Source organism: Methanosarcina barkeri 3, assembly GCF_000970305.1.
Lineage (GTDB): Archaea > Halobacteriota > Methanosarcinia > Methanosarcinales > Methanosarcinaceae > Methanosarcina > Methanosarcina barkeri_A.
Genome location: NZ_CP009517.1, coordinates 291222 through 311048 on the forward strand (window position 1 = coordinate 291222; position 19827 = coordinate 311048).

The window sequence follows — 19827 nt, forward strand, 5'->3', positions numbered from 1 at the left end:
CATATGTCATCTCTAAATCTCCATAATTTTAAGGTTTTGATTCTATGAATTCTTCTGACCAAACATCACAGCCATTATCTCATAAAATCTCCGAAACACTAAGAGATTCCCGATACTGGAACAGCCCGCAATTCAAGCTGGTTTCCGATTTTGAGCCAAAGGGTTCCCAGCCGCAGGCAATCGAAAAACTTGTGGAAGGGCTTAAAAAAAGTGAGCACTATCAGACCCTGCTTGGGGTAACAGGGTCAGGAAAAACCTATACTGTTGCCAATGTTATAAACCAGGTCAAAAAACCGACCCTTGTCATTGCTCATAATAAAACCCTTGCAGCCCAGCTTTATAATGAGTTCAGGGAATTCTTCCCTGAAAACAGGGTAGAGTACTTTGTTTCTTATTACGATTATTATCAGCCAGAGTCCTATCTTCCTGCCAAGGACCAGTATATTGAAAAGGATGCCCAGATTAACCCGAAAATCGAGCAGATGAGGCTTGCTGCTACTGCTTCCCTGATGTCGCGTCAGGACGTTATTGTTGTGGCATCTGTATCCTGTATCTACGGGCTTGGCAATCCTGAAAATTTCCAGAAAATGGGGTTTGAATTAAAGGTAGGAGATAAAGTCCAGAGAAAAGAGATCCTGCAAAATCTCGTTGAAATCCTGTTCGAGCGAAATGATCTTGAGCTTATGCCAGGACGCTTCAGGGTAAAAGGGGATACTATTGACATTATTCCCGGATATTTTGATAATATTATCCGGATTGAGCTATTCGGAGATGAGGTAGACAGGATTTCCGAGGTGGACAAACAGACAGGACAGCGAACAGAAGATATGGATTATTTCTTTGTTTATCCTGCCAGGCACTATGTAATTCCTGAAGAGGAGCAGAAAAGTGCAATTCAGTCCATTCTCGAAGAGCTCGAAGAACACCTTCCTGAGCTAGGGCTTCTCGAATCTCACAGGTTAAAGCAGCGCACGCTTTATGATATGGAAATGATTCAGGAAACCGGTAGCTGTAAAGGTATTGAAAATTATTCGCGGCACTTTGACCACAGACAGCCAGGAGAACAGCCCTTCTGCCTGCTTGACTATTTCCCTGAGGATTTCCTGCTTGTCATTGATGAGAGCCACCAGACAATCCCGCAACTTCACGGCATGTACAATGGGGACCGCTCAAGAAAGAAGAGCCTTGTAGATTATGGGTTCAGGCTTCCAAGTGCCTACGATAACAGGCCTCTGAAGTTCGATGAGTTCGAGAAGTACATGAAAAACGTGATTTTTGTTTCGGCAACCCCAGCAGACTATGAACGTGAGCATTCAGCCCAGATTGTGGAACAAATCATCCGCCCGACAGGGCTTGTTGACCCTGAAGTGGAAATTCGTCCTCTTGAAGGCCAGGTCAGGGACGTTATGCAGGAGGTCAGGAAAATTGTCGAAAAGGGAGACCGTGCCCTTGTAACCACCCTGACAAAAAAGCTTGCGGAAGAACTTACCGAGTACCTTGCCAGAAACGAAATCAAAGCTCGCTACCTGCACTCGGACATTAAAACCATAGAACGGACCGAAATAATCCGCGAACTCCGCCTTGGCAAATTCGATGTCCTTGTAGGGATCAACCTGCTCAGGGAAGGGCTTGATATTCCGGAAGTGGGTTTCATTGGTATCCTGGATGCGGATAAGGAAGGTTTCCTGAGAAACTCAAAAAGTCTGATTCAGATCATAGGTCGTGCTGCCCGAAACGCCAGCTCGAAGGTTGTCCTGTATGCCGACAATATGACAGATTCCATCAAAAGTGCCGTTACTGAAACCGAACGCCGTCGCTCCATGCAGATTGCCTATAATAAGGAACACGGCATCGTTCCGACAACTATCAGGAAACCCATCAGGGAAAAGGTCGTGGATATCACCGACACAAAACACATCCCTAAAACCGACATTCCCAATATGATTATCGAACTGGAAACCGAAATGAAGGAAGCTGCTGACAGGCTGGACTTCGAAAGGGCAATTCAAGTAAGGGAAATGATAAAGAAGCTGGAAAAAGAGATAAAAGTAGTCTGAAAGGAAAGTGACTTGAGGGGAAAAATAGCCTAAGAGGAGAGTGACTGGAGGAGAAAAATAGCCTAAGAGGAGAGTGACTGGAGGAGAAAAATAGCCTAAGAGAAAGTAGATTGAGAGGATTTACCTCCAAACAAAATATAAATTATCTAAGCGTCGTGCTTCCATCACCTTCCATAAGCCGTGTCATTTCTTCAATGCGTTACAACGGAAATGGCGGCGAAGTAGTTTCCGGTCTGGTATACGAAGTAGCGGGGTAAACCATTATTATTTACATCTTTTTCCCAATATAAAATACATATCCATAATACTGTTTATATTTTGAATACAAGTCTGCCTCACGCCTCATAAATGCAATCATATCCTCAACGGTTTTATTTCCCGCATGTTTTTTCAAGAATTCCTCTTGCCTTGCTTTTTGCGGAATAAAATAATTGTCTATCCAACAATTTTCAGGCAGCGTAAATGCGGCAACAGGAATATAACCTGTTTTTTGCATGATGGAAATATTATGCCCTATTGTGCCAATTTCAGGAACTGCGTCCAACCACCACTTCTCAATTTCAGCGGGGCGTTCATCGGTAAACCATGACTCATATGTTACGGCAATATAACCATCTTTTTTGAGGAAGTTTTTCCAGTGATTCAAGCCTTTTTCAAAACCTATATTGGCAATAGCCCCTTCAGACCATATAAGATCAAATTCGGCATTTTGGAACGGCAAATTATCCATTGAACCGACAATACCTTTTACCCTGTTCTGTAAACCAAGTTTTTCGGCTGTTGCGTTAAGTTTATCAATCGAACCGGCGCAAAGGTCGAGGGCGGTGATGGTTGCTTCTGTATTTTGTGCCAGAACCATTGTTTGAAAGCCTGTGCCGCAGCCTAAATCGGCAATTTTTGTTTTGTTTGAAAGATTTCCGATAAAACTTAATGCCCTGATGGTTTCTTCGGGGCTGCCGGGTCCCTGCCGTTCAAGCTCTGTGAAAAATTCATTGATGAGGTCAAAATCAAATTCGTGGATTGTTATTTCTTCCATTGTCATGCTCCTTATCTTCTAATTATACCTTTGCCTTTTTCTGCCTTAAAGATTTTTGCTATGTTTTTACGCTTGCCATATGCAATACCTAACATAATAATTTCCCTGGGAGACCATTTTATACCCATTGTAGGTTGCAAGTATTGTGGATCCGTTCCTCAAAGAACCCATGTATTTTGTTCCAACAGTTTTGAATTTTCCGAGTATTCCAATATAATAAGTTTCAACGCCAATATGATCCATGAGTACTTTTTTCTTTTCTGGTAGCGGTTTTAAAAGCTTCATAACTGCTTCTTTCTCAATATATTCAAAATTTTTTTATTAGACTTTAGATATTCAGTTATAATTTTTACGAGTTTTCTGTTACTTGCTCCTCTCTCATAACAAAATCAAGCTCTTAAAATCATTTCGTTTAGCATATACTCTAATACATAGACAAAAAATTCATATATAGACAAAAAATTCATATATAGACAAAAAATTCATATATAGACAAAAAATTCATATATAGACAAAAAATTCTGTAAATGGTTATATCTAATTATTATCGATTCTTGATGAGCAAGAGACTGGATCTAGAAAATCACATAATTATTTTTACAATACTGGAATCTGGTAAAATAATTTCATTATTTAGAATAGTTCGGAAAGAAAACTTGAAGTTTTTCTTTCATTTGAATACCTTCCTAGTTTTCTGTGGGTGCGCCAGCACAACTTTGATGTATATTTTTTTTGTATATATTCCCTTGAATTTCAGGGGACTTTTACCTTTTCATTTCACAATCTTATGTCAAAAAATAGAACTATTCTCTGGCTCTCTATAGAATATTTATGAGATAGCTAGATGGAGAACTGTAGTGCGAAAATAAAGTTTCCGCAGTTTGAGCCTAGTATTTTTACCTTTGTATGCCAGTTTCTTGGGAATAAAATGAATTAATTTTCCTAATTGTGAACATTTACACTGACTTTGAAACAGAGCTAGATTTTTTATAACACAACTTCAAAAATATATATTAACATAAATTTAGAAAGATAAATAACAAATTATTAATATTCATATTTTAATACAATATAGGAAGTTACTATTAAAAAATACTAAAATAAATTGCCTTTGAATTATGGCAGTACGCCGATTTTTCTGTAAAATCGTATGTTTAAAAGTTAATAGTCAAAATTTTATATCTTAAAGATAATTCCATCGTCCGTATACGAAAAATTTAATTTAACATTTACAGCAAATTCGTATTACTGTCAAATTTTGTAAGGTTGAACCATAAATTCGGGAATGTATAGGATGAAAGGACAAATCAAAAACACATTGGTTATTTTACTTGCAATCTTATTTGCGTTGACACTATCTGGTGCAATAGCAGGTGCTGATTCCGTTACAACTGCCGACGACGTTGCGCCACAAAATTTTTCTCCAGTTTGGAGTAAGTGGGAAGATCTGGGTGGAGAACTTACTGACGGTGTAGCTGTCTCTTCCTGGGCACCCGGTCGGTTGGACTGTTTCTCAGTTGGGACTGATCGGACACTGCAGCATAAGGTGTTTGATGGCTCCTGGCATGACTGGGAAAATCTGGGCGGCGAACTGTACTCTGCCCCTGCAGCCGTCTCATGGGATTCGAACCGTATCGATGTTTTCGCTATAGGTAAAAATAAGACACTGCAGCATAAGTGGTTTGATGGCTCCTGGCATGACTGGGAAGATCTGGGTGGAGAACTTACTGACGGTGTAGCTGTCTCTTCCTGGGCACCCGGTCGGTTGGACTGTTTCTCAGTTGGAACTGATCGGACACTGCAGCATAGGGTGTTTGATGGCTCCTGGCATGACTGGGAAGATCTGGGCGGCGAACTGTACTCTGCCCCTGCAGCCGTCTCTTCCGATTCACGTCGTATCGATGTTTTCGCTTTAGGCAAAGACAAATCTATGCAACATAAGTCGTTTAATGACACCTGGTATGACTGGGAAAGTCTGGGTGGGGAATTTATTGACGGTGTAGCTGCCTCCTCATGGGCATCTTATCGGCTGGATTGTTTCGCAGTTGGAAGTGATTTTCACACACTGAAGCATAAATGGTATGACGGTTCCTGGCATGAATGGATGTGTAGAGGCGGAGAATTATATTCTGCACCTGCAGCTGTCTCGTGGGATTCACAACGTATCGATGTTTTCGCTATAGGTGAAAATAAAACTATGCAGCATAAGTGGTATCACCTGCAGCTTAATCAATCGAATTAATTATAGTAACTGTTCAGCTATCCAAACGTATTAGTTATAGTAAAACTATTCAGCCTATCCAAACATGTCTATGGATATTGATTTTGGTGAAAACGAGGAATCCAGGAAATAACCTGCGGAAAAGGAAGAAGTGCAGTCAATTGCCAACAAATTAAGAAAATCAATTTACAGAAATTTGTCGATTGAACTTAATAAGATGGTTATCGATTCTGTTTCACATAGGCTGAATAGTTGTATTATATATTTCATTATGTGGTTCTAATATCTAATATCAACTGAATATAATACTCAACTAGATATAATATGACATCCAGCTTTATTTACCAAAGTAAAAATATATTAATAATGACTCTACAGGTAGATAGCTCTTAATCAAGTCGATTAGACTGTTCTTATTTTTTTGTAAATGGGGGATTCTTGAGAGTCTTCAAGAAGCACAAGTTCCTGCCTGGAATGTTAATTTACTGCCTGCGAAGATAATGCATCTTCCTTTTTTACGATAAACCTTAAATAACCAGACCTATCAGAAATACCGGATATATGACCTTCCAGGAAAATTCCGAAGTTTGGAAACCCACTTGAAAAGACAATTGTTGAAGCCGTAATATCCTTAACCGAGAGGAAATAATGTACGGTGCAGTCATTAATCCCGAAAAGAATATCGTCACGTAGCTTGCTCTAAGTCCAGAAGCTTTCAAATTGTCGATGGTTTTGGCATAAATTGTTTTTAAATGAGTATAGAAGAGGTAGTTATTAAACTACCTATAACTTCTCTATTACTCACTATTCTTTAAATCTTCCATCTTTTACACAGGAAAAATCCAGACAAGCAGATGGCACTATAAATGATTTCAAATCCTGGAGTGCTCATGCTTTTCTTCTCAAAAGTGCTTGCTTTTTCTTCACTCTCAGGCTGCTGTTCAACTAGATCTGTACAACTATTATTTTTTTCATCATCCTTAGTTTCAAGCGGCATTTCAGTTGCGACTTCCTTTGTTGATGTTTCGCCTGTTATTGCAAACGGAGAGAAGCCAGGGGATTCTGCCTTGAAATACAGGTATTTGTCGTCTTCCCTGAGGAGGTTTATTGGAAGTTCATTCCACTTCTTATCACTGTATCTGTTTAGGATTATTGAGGACTTGTCAATACTTTTATTCTGTACCCAGGGTTTCTCAACTTTGAAAGTTATGACTGCATTTTCAAGATTGACTTCATCGTTTCCATATCCGCCGTTTCCGACCCAGATGTTAAGGTAACTGTAGATCTCCCCTCTTGGTGCATCTGGAGTTAGTATGGATTTGTTATTCAGCATCTCGACAATGGCAGTTGTCTTGCCAACAGTCTTCTTGGAGTCAAAGCTCAAATTTGAAATACAGGTGGCATTTTTTGGAAACTCAAACTTTATTTGTTTTCCACTTGTAACGAAAGTCTTGGAGAGTTCCTTAACTTTTACATTCTTTGCGGGTTCAGGAGAACCGCCACCTCCGCTACTTTCTTTACTGCCACTGCTTGAGCTTTTCTTCACTGCAGTAATTGTAGCAGTTTTTAGAGCAGTTCCGTTTTCATTAATTGCAATCAAATTAATACTATATGATCCGGGATTTGTAAACACGTAAATAGGAGCTGCCTCAGTGGAATCCCCCTGCCAATCGTTATTGAAGTCCCAGGCTCTTCCGACCGAATTTTGCGAAAGGTCTGTAAACTGAATAGCAAGGGGAGTATAACCACTTGTTACATTGGTGCTGAAGTCAGGTATAGGAAGCGTCTTATTGCTACTCTCTTCGACAATTCTCTTAACAAATGGGTAATACCTGAGTTCAGCTACCGATGTGTTAGCGATCCTGAAATATATTCCCTGGCCAATTTCCTGATCAGAACCCTTGGTCAGAGTGAAGGCATCCCTGTTGGAAATGCTAAGATTGGTACCATTAATGGAAATATTGTTGAGCTTGCAGGATTCATCTGAACTCTGAATACTCATGGGATTTGCATAGTCAATAAGCCAGAGACCATCAATCATTGTAGTGCCGTTGACTGAACTTTGGGGAAAAATCTTGACATGGACTCTCAAGACAAGAACACTATTTTCTCCCTGGACGTTATCAATTTTGACGTCCCAAGTACCTAGGTACATATCAGTTGGGACAATTGCATCATTTACGTATTTCCCGTCTTTATCGAATTCGAGCCAAACTTTATCACCGTCAATATCCACCAGTTTGACTTTGAGGGTGTAGCCTTGACCTAAATCAAGAATATCACCGGTGTTGATAGCACTCTTATCGTTGCTGTCAAGAACGAGCTTGGCAAGCTTGCCAGTATTGTTAATATTAAGTGGAACGTATTTTTCTCCAAATAAGCCGATAACCGGATAGGTGCCCCAGTCGTTATATTTATTTTTGTATTTATAGGCAACTTCCTTGATGGAAGTATTGTAAACAAGCTCATTCTTTCCAATAATATTTTCGTTAATATTAGAAATACTAAGTGATTCCGTAGCGACGTTACTATCGAGGTCGTAGTAGAAGCCTGCAAAGTTTCTTGCATCCCACCTAAAATTACTATTATCTTTGGCAACCTCTCCTCTTACTTCATAGATTCCTGGCTCTATGGTCTGCTTAAATAGATAGAACCTGAGTTCATTAACCGGGGTATCTATAACTTTGAAGTAAATTTCCTTAGCAATTTTCTGTTCAGAATTCCTGTTCAGAGTGAAAATATATTTGTTTGAGATAATAAGTGTAGTACCGTTTATATAAAGATCATTAAGTTTACCATACTCACTTGAACTATAGATATCTATAGCGTTAAAATAATCAATAAGCCAAAGACCTTTGATTATGCAAACACTAGTATTTGCATCTAGGAATATATTCTTGACGTGGACTTTCAGGACAACAACGTCATTTTCGCCCTGAATGTCGTTGAGTTCAGTAGTCCATGTATTGTCGCCGTTATTAACCGAAACTACTCTATCATCTACATACTGTCCGTATTTGTCAAATTCTAGCCAGACTCTATCACCGTCAACGTCGATCTGCTTTATTTTGAGAGTATAACCCTTACCGAGGTCAATTATATTGCCATTAATAAGTGTATGCGTTTCGTTGCTGTCAAGAATGAGCTTGGCGAGTTTGCTAGAATCAGTTAGTCTGAGTGGGACATATTTTTCCCCAAATAAGTAGATAACAGGGTATTTGTCCCAGCCGGAAAATGAATTTGAATAACTGTAGTTAACACTTTCAATAGTGGTATTGTATTTCAGATCGTTCTCAGAAATCACTTTTCCTTCAATGGAAGCAGTACTGAGTTTGCTAAATTCATCGGTGATATTCAAAGCGGTTGCATAGTCAATGAGCCAGAGACCATCGATGATAGCAGTACTGTTTACTGCATTTTGGAAAACCTGCTTGACATGGACTTTGAGAACAGTTATATCATTTTCACCCTGAATATTATCAAGTTTGCAGGTCCAGGTGCCATCACCATCAGCTACAATAATCTGATCATCTACGTATTTACCATCTTTATCGAATTCAAGCCATATTCTCTCACCTTCAATATCGATCTGCTTAACTTCGAGAGTGTATCCTTGACCTAAATCAAGAATGTCACCTATGTTGAGAGTGTTATTTTCATTGCTGTCAAGAATGAGCTTGGCAAGTTTACTAGCATCGGTAGGTTTGAGTGGAACATAAAGCTCTCCAAATAAACTGATAACTGGATATATATCCCAGGATTCAAACTTGTAATTAGTATTCTGTATCGTTGTTTGATAAACTAAACCATGTTCTCCGATAACATTGCCTTGAGTGCCTTCAACATCTCTAATGGAAAGAGATTCAGTTGCCATATTTTTGTCGTGGTCATAGTAGAATCCTGCAAATTTAGTGGCGTCCACTGTAACGGTTTCACCATTACCCAGAGTATCGATAACATTGTCAATATCAGAGCCATTGTATACTGGGCCACGAATCTCAGCACAATAGTCTATAGGGAGAGCAGCCGAAGTCATAGGTAAAATGAGAATTAAACATAAGGCAATAGCAGTTGAAGATGAAACTACTGAACATGAAGTTTTCATAATCTTCACTAAAATATCCTCCAGTCTTCATTTGTAAAACTATAAAATAGAAAACAGAATAATTAATTTAACAAAGTCGTTCAGTGATATTACAGTACAAACTTATTTATACATATCTGTAAGATATTCCCTAACCAATATGGATAGTAATAACACGATTCATGAATTATATGGTTTGGTAGATAAGAAAACGGTATTTTCAGTAATAAAAAGAAAGTTTGGAGAATAGTTAAAGCAAGAAAGTTTTACAACCAAGTAAAAGAAATAAAAGTAAAATGATAGTGTATAATATAAGTAAAAATTATAAACTCATTTTGGATGAGATTCAGGATTTATACAACCATAATAATTGACATTGAAGCTCATCCTAAAACCAATTTTATTCCCATATCTATACTGTTTTCATGTTAGAAATTGGAGTAATTATTTGAAATTTAAGATTTTGGGATAAGCCATTGAAATAATTCCAAAATCAAGCTCTCTCGATAATAATATCATTGAAATGAAAAAAATTGCAAAGAAAATGATAAGCAATAATTGAGAAAATTTCTCCTTGTTAATTCACACTGATGAATTGACATCCATAGTTATAAGTTTTTAACCGTTTTTGTTCTTTCTGATCTCCGCTTTGAACTCGTTATAACAACGCTTAAAAGTTTGGTTTTGGATTTACAGCAAGCAAATTCGAGACGTGCCAGAGAAGGTAAGTAATCACAGACTTTTTCGCCATAAGATCTAACATGCTTCCAGGCTTTATGGTGATTGGCAAAAAGATTCTCGTCTACGTATATTGAATTATTTTCCCTATTATATACAACTCTATCATTTCCTACTGGACAGACCTTGATACATATACCGCACGGTGAAATGTGACGCTTGTTTAATTCAGCGCTATAAGAGGAACAGGCTTTTTTATCTGTCAGTCCGCTAGGGTAATCTTCCTTATTAAGAGCTTTTGATGGACACATCTTTACACAACGCATACAGCGAGTGCAAAGTTCAGTTTCCAACATCGGATCCGGAGGAAGCTCGGCTGTGGACAGAATTGAACCAAAGCGGACCCTGGGGCCATATTGAGGCGTAATAATAGTGTTATTTACCCCAAAAGTGCCCAATCCAGCGAGTAAAGCAGCATGTCTATGAGAAAAGAAGGCAATGGGATTTTCGAGAAGTACCTGAATGCTTCCGTACCCATCTCTAGGTATGAAAATAGAGGGGTATCCTTTCTCGGTCAGGAAGTTAGCAAGTCTATAAGTGTACTGATCCAGTAAGGTGTTTACAGTATTGTACAATTCGCGGTAGTACAAAGAAGGGGATGTTTCCAACACCGGTAGGGGTATCGGCAATCCGATAACTATCACTGATTTTGCTTCAGGATATATTGACTGAGGATAGAATTCTTCAGGCATCCATGGTAAAAAAGGAGGGTTATTCCTCTCTCAACATTGGTAACCCCAACCATGGGTATGTCCATGCTTTCGCATTTCTGCAGGAGGGCTTTTTTTAGATCTTCAGTCATAGTTTCATCCTTTCTTTATCATTCATTGTTGCTACAGAGAGATATTTTTACCTATTCATTTAACGTTTTCACTAATTAATACGTCCAGGATTTCCCAAAAAGAGAAAACGGATTTAATTAACTTGGATAAACTTCTATCGTTTTTGAACTGAAGAATTACAAGGAAAAATCAAAAAGAATGTAGCCTGTTGTATACATTTACAATTAGGGTTATAACAAAATATAGAATCAGAGATCCTATTAATGATCCAAAAATTGACATTGAAATAATTCCAAAATCGAGTTCTCTCGATAATAATATCATTGGAACGAAAAGAATTACGAAGAAAACGATAAGCAGTAATTGAGGAGGTCTTTTCTTCATGTTAATTCACAACCATAGATCGACACACACGTTTGTAAATTTTTTAATGTCAACTCTTTTTGCTATTTTTAACGCTGTTTGACCTAAGCTTATGAAATGCTTGTAATGAACTTTACACTCACAACTTCTAGTTCTTTGACTCCAAACCAATTACGAACCTGAACTTTCTAATTCATCAGCTGATCGATCAAGTCTTCCTTAAATCTGGATTTTAAACTATCGGATTCAAACTGCGAATTTTAAACTGCCTAATTTAAACTGCGAATTTTAAACTTTCAGATTAAGCACAATGCGAATTATATGTAGTATTCAACATAGAAACGGTAAGCAACCTGAACTTCTTCCAGCTCCCTTGGCTCCAGTTCAAAATCAGGCTGGCTAGTTTTGTAAGTCTTTTCTCCAAAATTTTTAAAGGTGACTTCGCATTTTATATTTTCAGGAAGTTGAGCCTCAAAGCTACCGCATTTATCGCGGATTTTCAGCACAAATTTTTCGATTTCTGCAGGACTGAAGACTTTTTTCTTTTCAGGGATATAATTTACCTCAACTATCAATTCTTCTTTGCTTGTTAAATCTGCCCAGAAGCCGGAAAGCTCGGTTCCTTCTATCCTGTAGTCCTGAAGTTCAAAACTTCTCGTGATTGTATTCTTCATTTTGCTCTCTTCCATATTCTTAGTTTAGAAAGTGGATATATATAAACTATTTTAAAAACAAAGCAAATTATTTAGAAATTTCTTTAAATTAATAATTCTTTGTGAGCTCATCCCAAAACCAATTTTATTCTCAAATCTATTATACTATTTTCATGTTGGAAATTAGAGCGAGTATTCAAAATTCAAGGTTTTGGGATAGGCTCTGAGTTTGTTCTCTTTTCAGTAAAGCCGACTGCAAAAACAACAGTAGCAATAACAAGAAGCATTGCTACTATTTTTTAAACTTTTTCTAATTAGTAACATCACTAAAAATCTTTCTTCATTTCAAAAACATAATTGATTCACGAATTTATACAAGTTCATAAGCTCCATGTATTTTTGAGCTTCCGTTAGAGTTTTTTAAGCATGAGGGACATTATTCCGGATTTTGAAGGTCTCATGCTGCTGGGAGAGAACATGCTATCCATATCTGAACCCCCGAACATTTCCTCGTTGACACGCTTGTTAATTTCATCAAAAATCATCTTGTAGGCCAGGCAGTGCGGGTCTACGCCCTCTATCTCGCCGCTCGTGGGCACTATTGCATTGTACGGGCATCCGCCTCTGCAATATTTGATATGGGCGCATTTACTGCATGCGGTGTCCACATATTCTTTGAACTTATGCATTTTCTTCCAGGCTTCGGATTGAGCGAGGTCTGCCATGCTTGGACGGTCATAAACATTACCCATAACGTATTCGGGCATTCCTATAAAACGATAACAGGGGTATATATCTCCGTCAGGGCCTACTGCAAAGGTATCTCCCATACAGTCAACATAGGTGCAGACCGTGCCATGGCCTGTGAAAACACATTTGCACAGGTGATCAATGTTCATAACCTCAATCCGGCCCAGGTTTTCCAGATATTTATCCAGAAGATAGATCAGGAGTTCTCCGTATTCCTCTGGAGCGAGAGTCCATCTCTCAGGATTGTCATCTTTTAATGAAGGCAAGCAGGGATGGAGCTTGAGCGTCAACCCTTTCTCAAGATAAAAATTAAAAATCTCTTCCTTTTGTTTTACGGAATGAGAAGTGAAAGTGGTAATGAACCTCACATTAAGCCCGTGTTCCCTGGCAATTTCATAGCCTCTCATGGTTTTGTCATAGTATCCTTTTCCCCTCTGCAGGTCATTAAGTTCTTTTGGGCCATCCAGGCTGGAGCCTATGGGAACCCCATATTCCGCAAAAATTTCGGCTATTTCAGGGGTCATTTTCCAGAGGTTTGTCTGTATCGCAAAAGCGATTCTCCTTGGGCTTAAACCCTCAACCAGAAGCGGCAGTGCCTCCCGATAAAATTCCGCTCCAGCTAGGAGCGGTTCTCCTCCATGGAATGTGAAAGTAACCGAATCTCCCCTGAAAGTTTTAAGCCACTCAACAACTTCTTTTATCGTTTCAATGCTCATTATAGGGGACTTTTCTTCGGAACTCCAGCAGTAGCTGCAGTTAGCAGGACAACCAAGGGTCGGGATTAACATCACATGAAAAGGCATATTTAAAGCACCTTTTTTTTAAGCTTCTTTAAATTATTAGTACTTTTCTAAGTTCTACTGAGAAAACTAAGATCGAGATACTCTTTAATGTTTTATATGTTCAGCTTATCTAATTTCTTAGGCTCAGCATTCTCTAAATTTCTCTTTACTTTTTTGTCAATCAGGAGTTTATATCAAGTTCAATCAAATATTACATAGCATATTTTTCAATAAATAGTCCGCAATATATTACGGAAAGTAAAGATTAGCTAAGTTAAGGTGCGCCAGAAGAAACGGGTTCCAGGAAAAACAAACATAATTCCAAGATTTTACATTTCTGATATACAATTTGTATATATTTATACTGACTTCATATTATATTTGCAATAAATTTTAACATAGATTTTACAAATAGGGGGATAATATCTAAATTTGAAGTATACACAGGTAGACAAGAGAATACCACTTTAGACTAAGGGCAAGAAACAGGTAGATTATAGCTTTAAGTCAGCGCTACAAAGGCAAAGAAAGCTGCCTGAAAGGTATCAAGTCAGTAAAACTAAGATTAGAGTATAGCTTATCTGTAATAAAAACAATAGACGATGAATAAGGAAGCTACCGGTTTTAATGGGTAGCATTTCACATTATATCTCATATGTTCCTTCTCCTGTAACAAGCTCCCCATTTACTGCTGTCCATCCATCCTGAGGTCCGGATAACATAATTTCCACTTTTTCCCTATAGTTATTAGACTGCCATCCTCCGATCCACCATTCATTACGTGCGTCCAAGTAGATCGAAATGCTGGTATTTGCATTCGAGGAGGTCTCATAGGAGGCATACACCCGGCTTTCATAATCAAATTGCTCAGATGTCCGTGAATATGCTCCGCTAGCGTTGACATTATGCGTAAGATTGTATTTGGGCATAAGGACCATTTCATTGCCCAACGGGTTCATTGTATCTATGGTCTGGTTAGAAAATACCATTGTACTAAGATCTATACTTTTTGCCTTCTCATTTTTCATAGATAACATGAGCCCGTGTTCCGTATCTACTAGGGCGTATTCCCATGAAGGATTATTGTTATTAAAGTGATGCTCTACGGTATCCACGCCCACGGATGACGTATTGTTTATCACCGGAAGTGGAAGGTAAAGAGTTGCGTTGCTCAAGGTCGAGTCCGTAGTTAATATTACATCGTAATCATAAACACTTGTGAAACTATTATTATACATTTTCTGCTTCTGATCTTGCCACCAGATAGACAGCAACCCTACAGAAATGATTATTAATAGTACAAACCCGATCCCTATTTTGTAACGAGTCCTCATGTTTCAACACCTTATCCACTCTTGAGGAAAGATTTTAATTAAATATAATTGCTTTATAATTTCATTATATATCTAAGTCATAATAATTTAAGTGGGACACAGAAGAACTACCTTTGAATTAATTTTCATTTTGATTTAATTCCCATTTCGCAATGATTAATCTCGACAATAATGGGAACTGCCTAGTATAGTGCTGGGCGACAAATTACTTTAGAACTCTCTAAATTCTTCTTTGCTGATTCTTTATATGTTTTCTGGCCAAATTGTCAACAATGCAATTTTTACACTTACTTTGCCATGAAATAAATTTCTAATTTTTGATTGTTAGACGATTTGGCCGGAAAACATATATATAAGCAAATATCCTGACCCTTATTCAAATAATATATATAAAAAATAATCAATGGAATTTTCGAGGGAATTAACAGTATCGTACAGTTGAAAAAAGAAATGCAAGAGGGTTTAAAAGCATATACTATTTTATTAATATGATCTATCTAAAATTAGGGAAACTAAAATTCAAATTACCCAAATGGTTTCGTTATCGACAGCTTGTTCGGATACAGATATTATATAATAATCTTCTTTTTGATATCCGTAGCAGATTTAAATTTATCATTTACACGCTGTTTTTATTATTTTCTACCTGTATATATTTGTCTGCCTATATTCTACATTATAGTCCAGCCTATACGTAAAAAGGTTGCAGCCTTCAAGAATAGTTTTAACTTCGGATTTAGTAATTCCCTCTTCAAACTCTATAACTAAGCTACTTACTTCAATTCGTGATCTGGAGTTTTAGGATCAACTGTGATTTTCGAATCAACGTGTGCTGACGTAAACAGTAACAATATTAGTTTAGCTTTCTGAATTCGACTCCTTCAAACCTGCATGTTGAAATTCTTCTTTCACGGAAAGCATACAAGAAGACCTTAAAAAGAGCATAAAGCCTGAAATAATAAGCAAGCAGGACAGGAGAGCGAAAACCGCTGATATATACGATTTTTTTATCGTCCCTGATAGAGTCATCCAGGAATTTTACTATCCCGTCAAAAGAATTCCTTTTAAGTGTACTTCCTCTCGGCATGCGGGGTCCGAGTACAACTACATCCTCTTCCATTCCATCTGCACCTTCTGTTCCCTCTACAAAGCCGTAATTGAAAATTGTAGGCAGGGGAGAAAAAAAAGCCTTTTCATAGCCTTTTTCTGTTCTGTTATACTTCCAGAAACTATATTTTGGGGTTTCGATTATAATTTTCATGGGTAATAGTCCTGCCTGTACTGTTACGAATGGCTGTTTAAAGTTTCTTCCGGGTTTTTACCTTTTTCCACAATTTCTCAGCCATTTCCCAAAACAAAAAGCATATATTAAAATGATTCTTAAAAACGGAACTAAAATCTGAAACTTAATATCCGGAACTTAATATCTGAAACTTAATATCTGAAACTTAATATCTTGAACTTAATATCCGGAACTTAATATCTTGAACTTAATATCTGGAATTAAAATCTTAAAGTGAAAGTCTACAATTTGATAAGCAGAGGATTCTTAATGAGTTTTCGAAATAGAATAAGCTTGCGAGATGCAATGAGAGGAATAGTTGAAGAACCCCTGCTTCCTATGGTTCCGAAACGTTTTGATTACATTGGAAATGTAGCCGTAATATCGATTCCTCCTGAGCTTGAGGCTTATAAAAAATCTATTGCCTCGAAACTGCTTTCTATGCGTGGCAATACTCGGGCCGTACTTAACAAGGTGAGCAAACTCGAAGGAGAGCATAGAGTTGCGGATTTTGAGTTTCTGATTGGGGAAACCACAGAAACAATTCACAGGGAAAACGGTTATACCTATAAGCTGGATGTCAAAAAAGTGTTTTTTAATCCCCGTCTGTACTCTGAGAGAAGGCGTGTAGCCTCAAAAATAAAGTCGGGAGAAAACATCATAATTCCTTTTGCCGGAGTGGGACCTTTTGTACTTCCTGCTGCAGGAAAAGGGGCAAAGGTTTACGCCATTGAAATAAATCCCAACGCCTGTGCTTGCCTTCAAGAGAATATACGGATTAACAGGCTTGAAGGGCAAATAACCGTTATTCAGGATGATTTTGAGAATCTTTTCCATATGTTTAATTCTGCAAAAACCAGTGAAGGGCTAGTAAATACGACTTTTTCTAGTCTGCATGTATGCCTGAATCCTGAGGAAGCTAAAGATGAAAATTTTCAGATTCCTGAAAATGGGTTTGATAGGGCCATAGTGCCTACACCTTACGGCATGGACCATTTTCTTGGCAAAATCTCAAAACTTGTCAGGAAAGAAGGGTACATTCACTTTTACACTTTTAAAGCCGAATCTCAGATTCCTGTGCTGATTGACGAATACAAAAAAATGGGGCTTGAAGTGGAGCTGTACAGGCGGACCGGAAATGTTGCTCCGGGCATCAGCAGGTGGGTTTTTGACCTTAAAAAAATAGGTTTGAAGGAAGAAAGTGTAGAAACTGTGGGGAATAAGTAAGGTTTCATCCCTGACTTTTCAAAGGCGGGTTAGACCGTCAACCTCAACAAAACAACAAACTTAAAAACTTTATATTCAGGGGTTAAAACAATTTTACTCAGGTGCATGCACAATAACAGTAAGTTTCCACCTTTCGAACTCTTCAATTGATTACACAAATATAATTATAACTGGATAATTTATAACAAGTGAGTCTATATTTGTTATTTATTTGCTTAAATAAGACTTTTATACACTATGATTGAATATTATTTCCCTTTATAGTCATTTTTGAATATGAGCTAAGGCATATACTCAAATAAATAATTTATGATCAAATTATTAAATATTAAAAATGTTGATAAGTAATCAAGACTCGAAATTCGCTTGAAAAAGACGAAAAACTGAAAATAGTGGAATCGATTTCAGAAAAGACATAGTACTTGTAATCCGCTGGAAGACAAAAAGATAAAAGAAAGACAAGTAAGGAAATGGTAAACATGGAAAAATCTCTAATGAAAAACCCATTTGTACTTTTCATTATCCCTGTAATTATATGTACATTCTTAGGATACTTGTCTAATAATTTAATGAATGGAGCACTTACTGGAATTTCCATTGGGATTGGGTTCTTTATAGGGATGAACGTATTTGATAGAAAGCAGGAAAAAGATAAAAGAAAAGAAAGCAAGAAAAAATAAAAATAAATCCGGCATCGATATAATCATACTAGAAGATTCCACAAACGTATCGGATTCTACCGAACTAAATTCTACATACATGCGAGATACCTATTTGAGTTATTAAACAGGTGAAAATTTTAAGCTCTCATAGTAGATATTTTTTCAATCACGAGCATAAGGATTTTCAGTCCTCAAGCCCGATATGTTTAAGAAAATGATGATAGTGTTCAGGCGGCAATCGAGAATAAAATGCCCTGGTTACAACCTCACTGAGAGACGGGTGAATGTCCATACTCCGCATAATTGGTCCAGTGCTTCTTGATTCTGTGTACATGAGAGGAATTATCTGGTGGATCAGGACTGAAGCATGCGGGCCTATAATGTGGGCTCCCAGGATTTTTTCTTCCTTCGCATCCAGAATCACTTTTACGAAATAGTCTCTGATTTCCATAGCTGACCCTTTTGCAGTATCTTCAAAAAACTTGAGGCCTATGATGACTCTTTCCTCTCCGTACTTTTCCACGGCTTCCTGCTCTTTCATACCTGCTCCGGCGATTTCAGGGTAGGAAAAGACTGCGTGGGGTACGGCATGGTAGTCTGCCTTTTCTTTTTCTTTCTTGATCGCATTGAGGAAAACTATTCCGGACTCGTAGTTTGCTACGTGCTTTAGCAAATACTTTCCATTTGCATCCCCAAATGCCCAGATATTCGGCTGTGAGGTCTCAAGAAACTCGTTCACCAGAATCCAGCCCTGTATATCGGTTTTAATCCCTGCTCTCTCGGGGTGGAGAATATCGGTATTCGGAACTCTTCCTGTTGCCACGAGGATTTCGTCCACGGTTATTTCTACTTCCCGTTCCGAGCCGTTTTCCTTTGCAATAACCGTTTTCTGCCCGTTATCTTCTTTCCGAACTTCTATGGCTTCATGGTTTGTAATTATCTGCATGTACTCCGACATTTTCATACTGGCAAGTCTGGAGATCTCGGGCTCCTCCTGCGGAAGAAACTGGGAATTTCTCCCGATGACCGTGACTCTGGTTCCCATAGCTGAAAAAAAGTGCCCGTATTCGGCTGCAATGTAACTCCCTCCCAAGATAGCGAGCTTTTCTGGGCGTTCCGTGAGTTTAAGCACAGTATCACTTGTAAGGTATCCTGCTTCTTCGAGACCCTTAATAGGAGGAATCGCAGGTTTTGAACCAGTACATAGAAAGATCATTTCGGAGTGGAGGGTTTTTTCACCTACTTTCAGGGTATAAGGTGAGATAAACTCCGCACTTTCGTGATAGTAGTCAAGATAAGGGTTATCGGTCAACCCATTCCTTATCGCCTCGACATCTTCTCCTATTTTCCTGCGCATCCTTTCCATAATTGCAAGGAAATCAATGTCCTTTATTTCAATATTAATTCCGAAAACAGATGCGGTTCCAATTTCCCTGATGAGTTCGGCAGGATAGAGCAGGATTTTTGAAGGAATGCATCCTCTGGTAAGGCAGATCCCGCCGGGTTCATCTTTGTCGATAACCGCAACTCTCATTTCAGGTTTTGAATCAAGAATAGGATTTATGTAGTTCATTGCAGAACCCGTACCTATTATAATAAGGTCGTAGTTTTCCATGTTTTCCCCTCATCACACATATCTGTTTGGAACTATGAGAAATAGATTAAGTTTAACAAATCCCGAATAACAAATGTGAGGCAAAAGTTATTTTATTCATTGAACTATTTCTATATAACTTAAAGGGTTTGTCTAAATTACTTCCCAATCGCAACTACTAAACAGATATTTTTAAGTTTTAACATGTAGTTTTAATCATCTCTGAAAGAAAAACAATTGTTATTTATAAAGATAAGCTTAT

The 19827-nt window shown here is 38.0% G+C and carries 16 protein-coding genes and 1 pseudogene; 7 read left to right on the plus strand and 10 right to left on the minus strand.

The window, feature by feature from the left end; genetic code table 11:
• The first annotated feature begins 44 nt into the window (after window positions 1-44).
• Both uvrB and MSBR3_RS19790 read left to right on the plus strand, forming a co-directional pair.
• Window positions 45-2057, plus strand: a complete 2013-nt coding sequence (gene uvrB / locus MSBR3_RS01190) for an excinuclease ABC subunit UvrB (RefSeq protein WP_048105874.1) — start codon at window positions 45-47, stop codon at window positions 2055-2057.
• A 110-nt stretch (window positions 2058-2167) separates the two neighbouring features.
• Complete coding sequence (locus MSBR3_RS19790; protein ID WP_155396636.1) at window positions 2168-2314, plus strand: hypothetical protein; 147 nt, start codon at window positions 2168-2170, stop codon at window positions 2312-2314.
• 11 nt (window positions 2315-2325) lie between these two features.
• Here the strand turns inward: MSBR3_RS19790 and MSBR3_RS01195 are convergent, their stop codons facing one another.
• Window positions 2326-3093 (minus strand): class I SAM-dependent methyltransferase, encoded by a 768-nt coding sequence (locus MSBR3_RS01195; RefSeq protein WP_048105875.1) that lies wholly within the window; start codon window positions 3091-3093, stop codon window positions 2326-2328.
• 66 nt (window positions 3094-3159) lie between these two features.
• Window positions 3160-3378, minus strand: coding sequence for a hypothetical protein (locus MSBR3_RS01200; protein WP_048105876.1), 219 nt, complete (start codon window positions 3376-3378; stop codon window positions 3160-3162).
• A gap of 1009 nt (window positions 3379-4387) precedes the next feature.
• Here MSBR3_RS01200 and MSBR3_RS01205 point away from each other — a divergent pair.
• Window positions 4388-5335 carry a PLL family lectin gene (locus tag MSBR3_RS01205; RefSeq protein ID WP_230627660.1) on the plus strand — a complete coding sequence of 316 codons (948 nt, stop codon included), beginning with the start codon at window positions 4388-4390 and terminating at the stop codon, window positions 5333-5335.
• Between the two features lie 790 nt (window positions 5336-6125).
• Here the strand turns inward: MSBR3_RS01205 and MSBR3_RS01210 are convergent.
• From MSBR3_RS01210 to MSBR3_RS01225, 5 genes are all read right to left on the minus strand, one after another.
• A complete protein-coding gene (locus MSBR3_RS01210; RefSeq protein ID WP_048109849.1) occupies window positions 6126-9419 on the minus strand; it encodes an S-layer protein domain-containing protein in 3294 nt (1097 codons plus the stop codon).
• A 587-nt stretch (window positions 9420-10006) separates the two neighbouring features.
• Window positions 10007-10780 carry a 4Fe-4S binding protein gene (locus MSBR3_RS01215; RefSeq protein WP_230627662.1) on the minus strand — a complete coding sequence of 258 codons (774 nt, stop codon included), beginning with the start codon at window positions 10778-10780 and terminating at the stop codon, window positions 10007-10009.
• Window positions 10777-10938: a hypothetical protein gene (locus MSBR3_RS20800; protein WP_230627664.1), complete on the minus strand. Its 162-nt coding sequence runs from the start codon at window positions 10936-10938 to the stop codon at window positions 10777-10779. Before MSBR3_RS20800 ends, MSBR3_RS01215 begins: the two co-directional genes overlap by 4 nt.
• Window positions 10939-11598: 660 nt before the next feature.
• Window positions 11599-11970 carry a hypothetical protein gene (locus MSBR3_RS01220; protein ID WP_048105877.1) on the minus strand — a complete coding sequence of 124 codons (372 nt, stop codon included), beginning with the start codon at window positions 11968-11970 and terminating at the stop codon, window positions 11599-11601.
• Between the two features lie 374 nt (window positions 11971-12344).
• Window positions 12345-13487: a TIGR04083 family peptide-modifying radical SAM enzyme gene (locus MSBR3_RS01225; protein WP_048105878.1), complete on the minus strand. Its 1143-nt coding sequence runs from the start codon at window positions 13485-13487 to the stop codon at window positions 12345-12347.
• Between the two features lie 475 nt (window positions 13488-13962).
• On the opposite strand from MSBR3_RS01225, the gene MSBR3_RS21675 reads away from it, so the two are divergent.
• Entirely contained in the window at window positions 13963-14076 is a 114-nt protein-coding gene (locus tag MSBR3_RS21675) for a YegP family protein (RefSeq protein WP_394297720.1), read from the plus strand.
• Between the two features lie 34 nt (window positions 14077-14110).
• Here the strand turns inward: MSBR3_RS21675 and MSBR3_RS01230 are convergent, their stop codons facing one another.
• Window positions 14111-14800: a hypothetical protein gene (locus MSBR3_RS01230; RefSeq protein ID WP_230627666.1), complete on the minus strand. Its 690-nt coding sequence runs from the start codon at window positions 14798-14800 to the stop codon at window positions 14111-14113.
• A 393-nt stretch (window positions 14801-15193) separates the two neighbouring features.
• On the opposite strand from MSBR3_RS01230, the pseudogene MSBR3_RS19795 reads away from it, so the two are divergent.
• Window positions 15194-15330: pseudogene (locus MSBR3_RS19795) on the plus strand (transposase); the annotation flags it as partial.
• Between the two features lie 323 nt (window positions 15331-15653).
• Here the strand turns inward: MSBR3_RS19795 and MSBR3_RS01235 are convergent.
• A complete protein-coding gene (locus MSBR3_RS01235) occupies window positions 15654-16061 on the minus strand; it encodes an inorganic diphosphatase (RefSeq protein WP_048105879.1) in 408 nt (135 codons plus the stop codon).
• Between the two features lie 291 nt (window positions 16062-16352).
• On the opposite strand from MSBR3_RS01235, the gene MSBR3_RS01240 reads away from it, so the two are divergent.
• Both MSBR3_RS01240 and MSBR3_RS01245 read left to right on the plus strand, forming a co-directional pair.
• On the plus strand, window positions 16353-17309 hold the full coding sequence (locus tag MSBR3_RS01240) for a class I SAM-dependent methyltransferase (protein ID WP_048105880.1): 957 nt from the start codon (window positions 16353-16355) through the stop codon (window positions 17307-17309).
• Between the two features lie 470 nt (window positions 17310-17779).
• Window positions 17780-17989 carry a hypothetical protein gene (locus MSBR3_RS01245; RefSeq protein WP_155396638.1) on the plus strand — a complete coding sequence of 70 codons (210 nt, stop codon included), beginning with the start codon at window positions 17780-17782 and terminating at the stop codon, window positions 17987-17989.
• 166 nt (window positions 17990-18155) lie between these two features.
• Here the strand turns inward: MSBR3_RS01245 and MSBR3_RS01250 are convergent, their stop codons facing one another.
• Window positions 18156-19586, minus strand: a complete 1431-nt coding sequence (locus tag MSBR3_RS01250) for a dihydrolipoyl dehydrogenase (RefSeq protein WP_048105883.1) — start codon at window positions 19584-19586, stop codon at window positions 18156-18158.
• Between the last annotated feature and the right edge of the window lie 241 nt (window positions 19587-19827).